Origin of the sequence: Rhodoflexus caldus, from assembly GCF_021206925.1 — a bacterium.
In the GTDB taxonomy this organism is placed as follows: Bacteria; Bacteroidota; Bacteroidia; order Cytophagales; family Thermoflexibacteraceae; genus Rhodoflexus; species Rhodoflexus caldus.
The window spans coordinates 312897-321325 of sequence record NZ_JAJPRF010000002.1; the positions used below are offsets into that span (position 1 = coordinate 312897).

Sequence of the window (8429 nt, forward strand, 5' to 3'; positions counted from 1 at the left end):
AATTATGACATATTCTTTTACAAGTTTTCTTTGTGCTCCCGACTCACAAAGCGAAATTACTCAAATAACTAATAATCAAATTATTGCAGCAGACAATACGAGCTATCCGCTGATAGATGGCATACCGGTTATGCTCAAAAAAGAGTTGATGGAAAAAGAGGATGCCACTGTTTTTTTTGAGAACTTCTACCAAAGCACCGAAGAGCCCTGGGACTACAGCGAACGCGCAGCCGAATTGCTTCGCCACGACTATGTAGTGGAACAAGTGGCCAATTTCAGCAAATTGCTGGGGCGCAAAGCAGTTATTTTAGACATTGGTTGCAGTTTGGGACACATTACCGCACGGCTGCACCCCTACGCCGACTTACTGATAGGCATGGATATTTCCATTACTGCCATCAAAAAGGCACGGCAACACTGTTTGCAGGCTGTTGCAGGCCAAAACAACCCTTATCAGTTTGTTGTAGGCAGCGCAACGGAACTGCCTTTCAAGAGCGATTTTTTTGACATAGTAGTTGCCTCCGATGGTTTGCACGGTTGGCATCTTTCCGATGATTTACAGGCAAAAGTAGTCAAAGAAATTTACCGCGTGATGAAGCCTGTTTCCTATGCCGTTTTTACGGACTATCTGCATCCGCGCCTTCATGCTAAAATTGAACCTACCCTGCGCAATGTGCCTTGGCATATTGACCGCATAGAACCGCTTTATGACCGCCTTTGGTATCGCTTTGAAAGCCTACTGAAAGCATTCCGACATACAGGCTGGGCACAAAAAGCACTTGCGGATAAATCTTTTGCGTTATTTTTGAAAGGTGTTGCAAAAAAAATAGGCAAAAGCCAATCCAAACACATAGCCGCCATTGTGCATAAAAAATAGAAAAACATTGAAAATCAGCGTTATACTACCTGTATATAATGCCGAAAAATACGTATCGGCTGCCATTGACAGCATTTTGCAGCAAACCTTCACCGACTTTGAGTTGCTGCTAATAAACGATGCCTCAACCGATAGCAGCCGTGCTATTTTGCAAAATTATGCCGCACAAGACAATCGCATCAGGTTGATTGACAATCCGCAAAATTTGGGGCTGACGGCTACACTGAATAAGGCCATAGACCTTTGCAAGGGCGAGTACATCGCCCGCATGGATGCGGATGACCTCTCGCTGCCGCAACGATTGGAAATACAGGCTGCCTTTTTGGATGCCAACCCCGATATCGGGTTTTGCGGCACGTGGACAGCCATTATGGACGCCGAGGGACAACTGACAGGCGAACAGTGGGTCATGCAACTCACTCCGGAACTTGTTCATGCGCGCATGTACTTTCACAACTGCTTCCTGCATACCAGCGTGATGCTGCGGCGCCAATATGCCCAATTGAAATACGATGCGGCCAACTACCCTATCCAAGAAGATTATGAGTTCTGGACGCGGCTTGTCAAAATAACGAAGGGAGCAGTGATTCCCCAAATTCTGACCTATTACCGCATCCATACGGAAAGCATTACCGCATCAAAGCAAGAAAGAGCACGTCAATTTACCCGTCGGATTGTGCTTCGGGAATTGGAAGGGCTGGGGCTGCAACCATCGCCACAGGAGTTTGACCTGCATTTGTCCATCGGCAATCAGGCCATCAGCCCTGATGAGGCATTTGTAGAAGCAGCCAATCTCTGGCTTTTAAAATTCCGGACAGCTTTTGCCCGACATTATGCCTCGCAACCCGCATTGAAAGAGGCCATGCGCCAACTGTTAGGTAAATTCTGGCTGGCCATTTTGACACAGGAAGGCATCGCTCCGCGAATAACGAAAAAATATGCCTGCGCACCACTTTCCCGACAACTGCTCAGCCTGAATCAGCGGCTGCGGTTGAAAATTAAGCATCTGCTGTAATCTTTCTGAAAATCAGGCGTTAAAATACCGAAGATTTACGCCGTATTCAGTAAATTTACACTTGATGTGTCGCAATAATCATTTCAAGAAATGTCCCGAAAATTAACCCTATTACTACTGCTATTAACCGTATTGCTGCCTCTGTTTGCCCAAAATATGGATGAGGCAGCGCGTGAGCGCACGGCATTTCCGCCTGATTTCTGGCAAAGCAAACAAGGTATTGCATACATCCGAAAAAACGCCCATAAGAACAAAATAACCCTATTGGTACGCTTCCGGCAAGAGCTGACCGCCGCGCAGCACTATCTGCTGGAAACCTATGGCGGCGAAAAAATCGGCTATCGGGGCAACGGCTCCTATCTGATGCGCTTTCCTGCCGAGGTACTTGCCAAAGTACAGGCGTTGCCGTTTGTAGCAGAAATCGTTGATTTTGATGCATTGTCAAAAGCCGCCCCCGAATTTTGGGAGGCTGTACCTGCGGAAGCTAAACAAAGTAAATCCGAGGTTTGGATAGATGTACTGACCGTTCCGCAAAGCACCCGCGAGGATATTGAAAACAACTTGCCCGCAGGTGCACAATTGCTGCATTATTACCCTGATTTTCAATTGGCAAGAATCAATATTGCCAAGAAAAACACCCGAAAACTGCTTGAAAAACCATGGGTTCTTTGGGTTGACTATGTGATGCCTGATGAGTTGAACAATCAATTTGGCGTAACTACCACCCGTGCAGGCAGTTTGCAGTTTCATTTGCCCCAACTGACAGGCAAAGGGGTCAATGTGGGTGTTTGGGACGGCAGCGCATGGATTGGCCCTCATGTAGATTTTGTCAATCGCACCTCGCAGGAAGAGCCGCTGATGGGTGAGCCTTTTAGTTGGCGCGAACATGCCACGCACGTATCGGGAACGCTGGCAAGTGCAGGTTTGCGCTTTATCTATGGGCGAGGGATAGCCCCCGAAGCCAAATTGTTTAACTACAACATTGTATCCACAGGCACGGCGGAAGGTTACATCCCTTTCAAGATGCTCAAAGCCGCTGAGCAGCACGGCATTGTTATTACACAAAATTCCTATGGCCCCTCGCATACGTGCAGTTCAGGCGGCATTCTTTACAGCACTACCAATCGCTCTCAGGATTTAGTGGCTAATGCCTTTCCCGAACTGCTGCACGTATTTGCGGCAGGCAACAACGGCGGTGCCTGCGGCGGGTATTACAATACAGTAAACGGTGCCAAAAACATCATCAGCGTTGCCAGCCTGAACGCAGCCGACCAGCGCATGTGGTTAGCTTTCATGCAAAGTGCAGGAGGCCCTACCCACGACGGTCGCCTGCAACCGCATATTGCCGCACCCGGAGTGGATATATTCTCTACCACACCCGACCATTTTTATGCAAGCAGCGGGTGGAGTGGTACTTCAATGGCTGCCCCTCACGTTTCGGGGATAGCTGCCCTACTCTATCAGCGCTACCGCGAGCTCAACGGAGGGCAAACACCTGCCGCCGCGCTTATCCGTGCCGTACTGCTCAATGGTGCCAATGACTTAGGAAACCCCGGCCCCGATTATGTTTTCGGCTATGGAAAAGTAAATGCCGTAAATGCTGCGGCAGCTATTACGGAAAATCGCTTCCTGACAAATTCGGTAGCTCAAAGTCAAACAAACACCCACTATATCAACGTACCTTCGGGCAGTCGGGAGTTGAAAGTGATGCTTTCATGGAACGACCCCGCTGCGCTCCCCGGTGCATCGCCCTCACTTGTCAATAACCTGAACCTGCAAGCCAAGTCGCCCTCGGGAACGGTTGTGCTGCCATTGGTGCTCAATCCTGCTGCGCCGGCAAATGTAGCCGTGCAAGGCGTTGATAACCGCAATAACAATGAGCAGGTAGTGGTCAGCCTGCCCGAACCCGGTATGTGGGAAATCACCGTAACGGGTGCAACCATTGCCATGGGCAGCGAACAGAGCTATGCCCTCACTTGGCAGTCGGAAGGCGAATTTCTTGCCCTGCGCAACCCTACCACTACCGAGCGCGATATTTCTACCGTTCATTGGGACAGCCGAGGCGTCCCGGGCAATGTAACCGTTGAGTTTTTTGACGGTTCGTCATGGACAACGCTCGGCAGTGTTCCTGCCTCACAAGGAAGATTCAACTGGACGCCGCCTGCCATTGTTACCGACAATGCACGCATCCGCATTTCGGCAACGGGTGAAAGCGGCGCCTTGCTTTCGGAAACCTCGCCCCCCTTGCTGTTTTTGGGAGTACCGAATATTACCCCCAATCCCAATATTACCCCTTATACGGCAGGTAATAATAGCCTGACCTTTTCATGGTCTGCCGCATTGGGAGCCGATGCCTACGAGATTTTATGGCTCAATCTGCAAAAAGGCGCATGGGAAGTCATTGCAACCGTTCCGCCTACTACCACCACCTACACGGTTACGGGACTTGAAAACGGAGTTCGGCACTGGCTGTCGGTAAGAACGCGCAATAACACCCTCAACGCATCGGGCATATTTGCCTATGCGGGTTTTGGTACACCCACGGGCGCAGGCGCAAGTCAAGACATAGAACTTGCACAGGTAACACACCAAATACCCACAGGAGGTTGCCTCGCACCTATGCAGCCGCTGCAAGTACTGATTACCCTCCGCAACAAAGGGACAAATCCTATCCCTGTCGGTACCGTCATACCTGTATCTTACCGCATCAACAACGGCACATGGGTTAGCGAAGACTTTACATTATCGGCAGAATTGGCTGTTAATCAGATGGTTGCCTACACATTTACACAAACATTCACCCCTTTGGCAACCGGAGAGGTAAGCATAGAGGCACAAAATTCGTGGGCAGCCGACTTGATTTTTACCAACAACAGCCGTACAACAACGGTGCAAATTCCGCCTGCACCCCTACCGATTGTCAGCGCAATGCCCGGGCTTAGTTCCTGCACCGTGCCGACATTGGTCAGAATTGACAACATTCCCGACGACGGCTATCAACTGGGAGCTATTGCGTTTGGTACAGAGGACATGAGCGGCGCTACTGAAATTACAATAAGTGATGACGGTGTTTCCGGTGCAGTACCCATCGGCTTTCCTTTCAGATTTTACAACAACTCTTTTGAAAACGTTTACATCAGCGCAGAGGGCTTTATCACCTTCCGCAGCATAGATTTTGACTACATCAACTTCTTGCAACGTGCTATTCCCAATACGCTGTTGGTCAATGATTTTATTGCCTTGGCTTGGAACAACATGAGCTTTGTGGCTGGCAGTAAGATTCGCTACCAAACCTTTGGCACAGCACCGCAGCGCAAGTTTGTGGTAGAGTTTCTGGATATGGCGCAGAAGAACGATAACAGCAAGCGCCTCAGCGGTCAAATTATGCTGTACGAAAGTTTTAACCGCATAGAACTGCACATTGCAAGGCTTGATGCCTCACCTTTGGCAAGCATTATTGCAGGTATTGAAAACCGCGAGGGTACGATAGGCTTTGCGCTGCCAAACATGAACAACCAAAGCATTGCCGGCGATATCATCAATCAGGCATGGGCTTTTACGCCTGTGGTCAATAATTTTACATGGTTAGACAACAGCAGCACCTCTACAGTGCGCCTGTTTACGGCGGCGGGCACTTACCGTTTCCGCTACGAACGCAACGGCTGTGTGATTGAACAAGACGTGGATGTTTGCAACAATGCCGACGTTCCGGCAATTGCATCCATTGCCGATGTTACCACGCCCGAAGATGTAGCAGTCAGCGTACCTGTTGCCATTACCTACGGCACCCTTTCGGAAACCCTGCTGACCATTACCCAAACCGGTGATAATCCCTCGTTAATTCCTGATACCAATTTGGTTTGGGTGGGCACAGGCGCAAGCCGACAGTTACAAATCACCCCCTTACCCAACCAAAACGGAGTTGCGCAAATCACTGTTACTGCTACTGACGGCATTAACACCGCCGCAAGGACTTTTCAGGTTACAGTTACTCCCGTAAATGACCCGCCCATTGTCAGCACGTTCAGTCTTGACTTGTTTGAAAACAGTCTGAGATATTTTAACACGACAATGTTTACCACCCGATACAGCGATGTGGAGGGTTCGCCCATGGCAAGCGTAAAAATCGTAACCCTGCCTGCCAACGGGCAGTTACTGTTCAATGGTACGCCAATTATTACGGGCACCATCATTCCTGCCGCACAATTACCGCTATTGGCATATAAGCCCAATCTTCACTTTTGGGGAACAGACAGTTTTCAATGGGTAGCCTCCGACGGTACCGACTTTGCCGATGTGCCGGCGCTTGTAAACCTGCGGATAAGCAAACGCCCTGAACTCATATTGCCTGTTCCGACTATTGATGCCATTGCCGATGTTACGACACAGGAGGACACCCCCGTTTCTGTTCCGGTGCGCATCAACTACGGCGACCTTTCCGACGAGCTGCTTACTATTCAGGTTTTTGCCGACGACTATACACTTTTACCCGTCAGTTCATTCCGATGGACAGGCAGCAATACTACCCGCCGCCTGATAATTACTCCTGCCGCCAATCGCTTTGGCAGCACACAGGTTACGATTGTTGTCAGCAATGGAAGAAACGGTACCGTCAAGAAATTTAACATACACGTACAGCCTGTAAACGATGCCCCCGTTATCGCTTCTTCGGTTATACGCGTTAAATCGGGACGGGATTTTGCGTTTACCGCCGCCTTTTTTGATTCGCTTTATCGAGATATTGAAAATGAGCCGCTTGCACAAGTGCGCATCACGCAGTTGCCACGAAACGGCCGCCTGCGCATTGGCGAGCGCCCGATAACCGATGCGCCTGTTGTATTAAGCAGAGATTTGACAGGGCGTTTGATTTATGAACCCTCACAAGGTTTCACGGGCGACGACGGTTTTGAATGGCAGGCTTCCGACGGCACCGATTTCAGCAATATGGCACACGTGCGCGTGCAAGTATGGAATACACCGCCGCAAGCAAGTACATTCACAAAACGCATACATTGGCGGCAGACACTAAGCCTGAGCTATGCCGACTGGCTGGCTGCATTTACAGACCCCGACGGCGATTTGCCTGCTGCTGTTCAACTGACGGGCGATGTGCAGCCGCGCCAATGGCAGTATAATAACCGCCCGATAGTTGCAGGCATGTCCTTGCCTTTAGACCGCTCAACTGTCATCGCCTTCCGACCTGAACGGGCTACGGGTACACTGCGCCTTTTCTGGAATGTTTCCGACGGTACGACATGGGCAGACAACTTTGCCGAATTGAATATAATTGTTCGGAATACCCCTCCTTCAATACAGGATTTCAATCTGGAAGGGACAGGGGACATTCGGTTTGCGGCGCGTTCGTTTGAGGCTGCCTATGCCGATGCAGACAATGACCCTATGGAAACGGTGCGCATCACGGCATTGCCACAGTTCGGGCAGTTGCTGTGGCAGGGTTTACCCCTAAGCGAACCCGTAACGCTTGCAATAACACAACTGAATGAACTGCGCTATATACCCCGCAATACGGCGCAACCGCAACCCGACCGCATCGGCTGGCAGGCATCCGACGGCGTGGATGTGTCAAATGCAGCCGTCATTCATTTGAACATTCAGCCTGTTATGCTACCACAGGTAAGTTCGTTCAGCAGAGAAGTAACTGAAAATCAAGCATATTCATTCAGCAGTGCTGACTTTGCAAGCAACTACAACTACCGCAATGAACAACCTGAGTTTATCCGCATCCTTTCGCTCCCTGCCTATGGTACGCTCCGAATAGGCAGCACACCTGTAACAGCAGGCAATACTTACACCATGCGCGAAGCGGCGCAACTCAGCTATCAGCCGTTTAGAGAGTTCATCGGCACAGACGGCTTCCTGTTTACCGCAGGTGTGGGTGCGGTTACAGCCACAACACCTGCCATGGTAACGCTGCAAGTCCATTTAGCACCTATTTCAGCACCGCAAAACTTGCGATTTGCTGTTAATCGCCTGAGTTGGCAACAACCTTTGCAGGGCAATATACGGCAGTACGAAGTGCAGGCGCAAATCATTGGCAGCGAAAACCTTGTGATTCAAACTTTTACTGCCGAGGAGAACTTCGCATTACCCGCCGAGTTGATGCAAGCTAATATTCGCTTTCGGGTGCGGGCATGGGGCTACCACAACAACGCGGGGCCTTTTACCGAATGGCTGAACCGCCCTTCGGAAGTTGTGGCCAATTTACCCGATGTCATTTCAGTACCCCAAATGTTAAAATTATTTCCCAACCCCGCATTGGCATATATTTTTCTGCAATGGCAAAGTATGCCCGGCGCACAAGTCAGGATAACAGACAATTTGGGCAGAGTTTTGCAGGAATGGCAATTACAGGATGCGACAGGCATACAGCGCATTGATATACAAAGTCTTAGTGCAGGTGTGTATCATATGCAAACCCTTTATGCAGGTCAGCGATATGTACATAGCTTTGTGGTTATAAAATAGCTGTACCTGCTTTGCCTTTTGTTTTTACAGCGTGCCGAATCGTTTTTTGGG

At 49.8% G+C, this 8429-nt stretch carries 3 protein-coding genes; all 3 read left to right on the forward strand.

Annotated elements, in window-relative coordinates; genetic code table 11:
- The first annotated feature begins 4 nt into the window (after positions 1 to 4).
- On the forward strand, positions 5 to 877 hold the full coding sequence (locus tag NDK19_RS03490; protein WP_250630447.1) for a methyltransferase domain-containing protein: 873 nt from the start codon (positions 5 to 7) through the stop codon (positions 875 to 877).
- Between the two features lie 7 nt (positions 878 to 884).
- Positions 885 to 1892, forward strand: coding sequence for a glycosyltransferase family 2 protein (locus tag NDK19_RS03495; protein ID WP_250630448.1), 1008 nt, complete (start codon positions 885 to 887; stop codon positions 1890 to 1892).
- 90 nt (positions 1893 to 1982) lie between these two features.
- Positions 1983 to 8378 (forward strand): S8 family serine peptidase, encoded by a 6396-nt coding sequence (locus NDK19_RS03500; RefSeq protein ID WP_250630449.1) that lies wholly within the window; start codon positions 1983 to 1985, stop codon positions 8376 to 8378.
- Positions 8379 to 8429 lie beyond the last annotated feature (51 nt).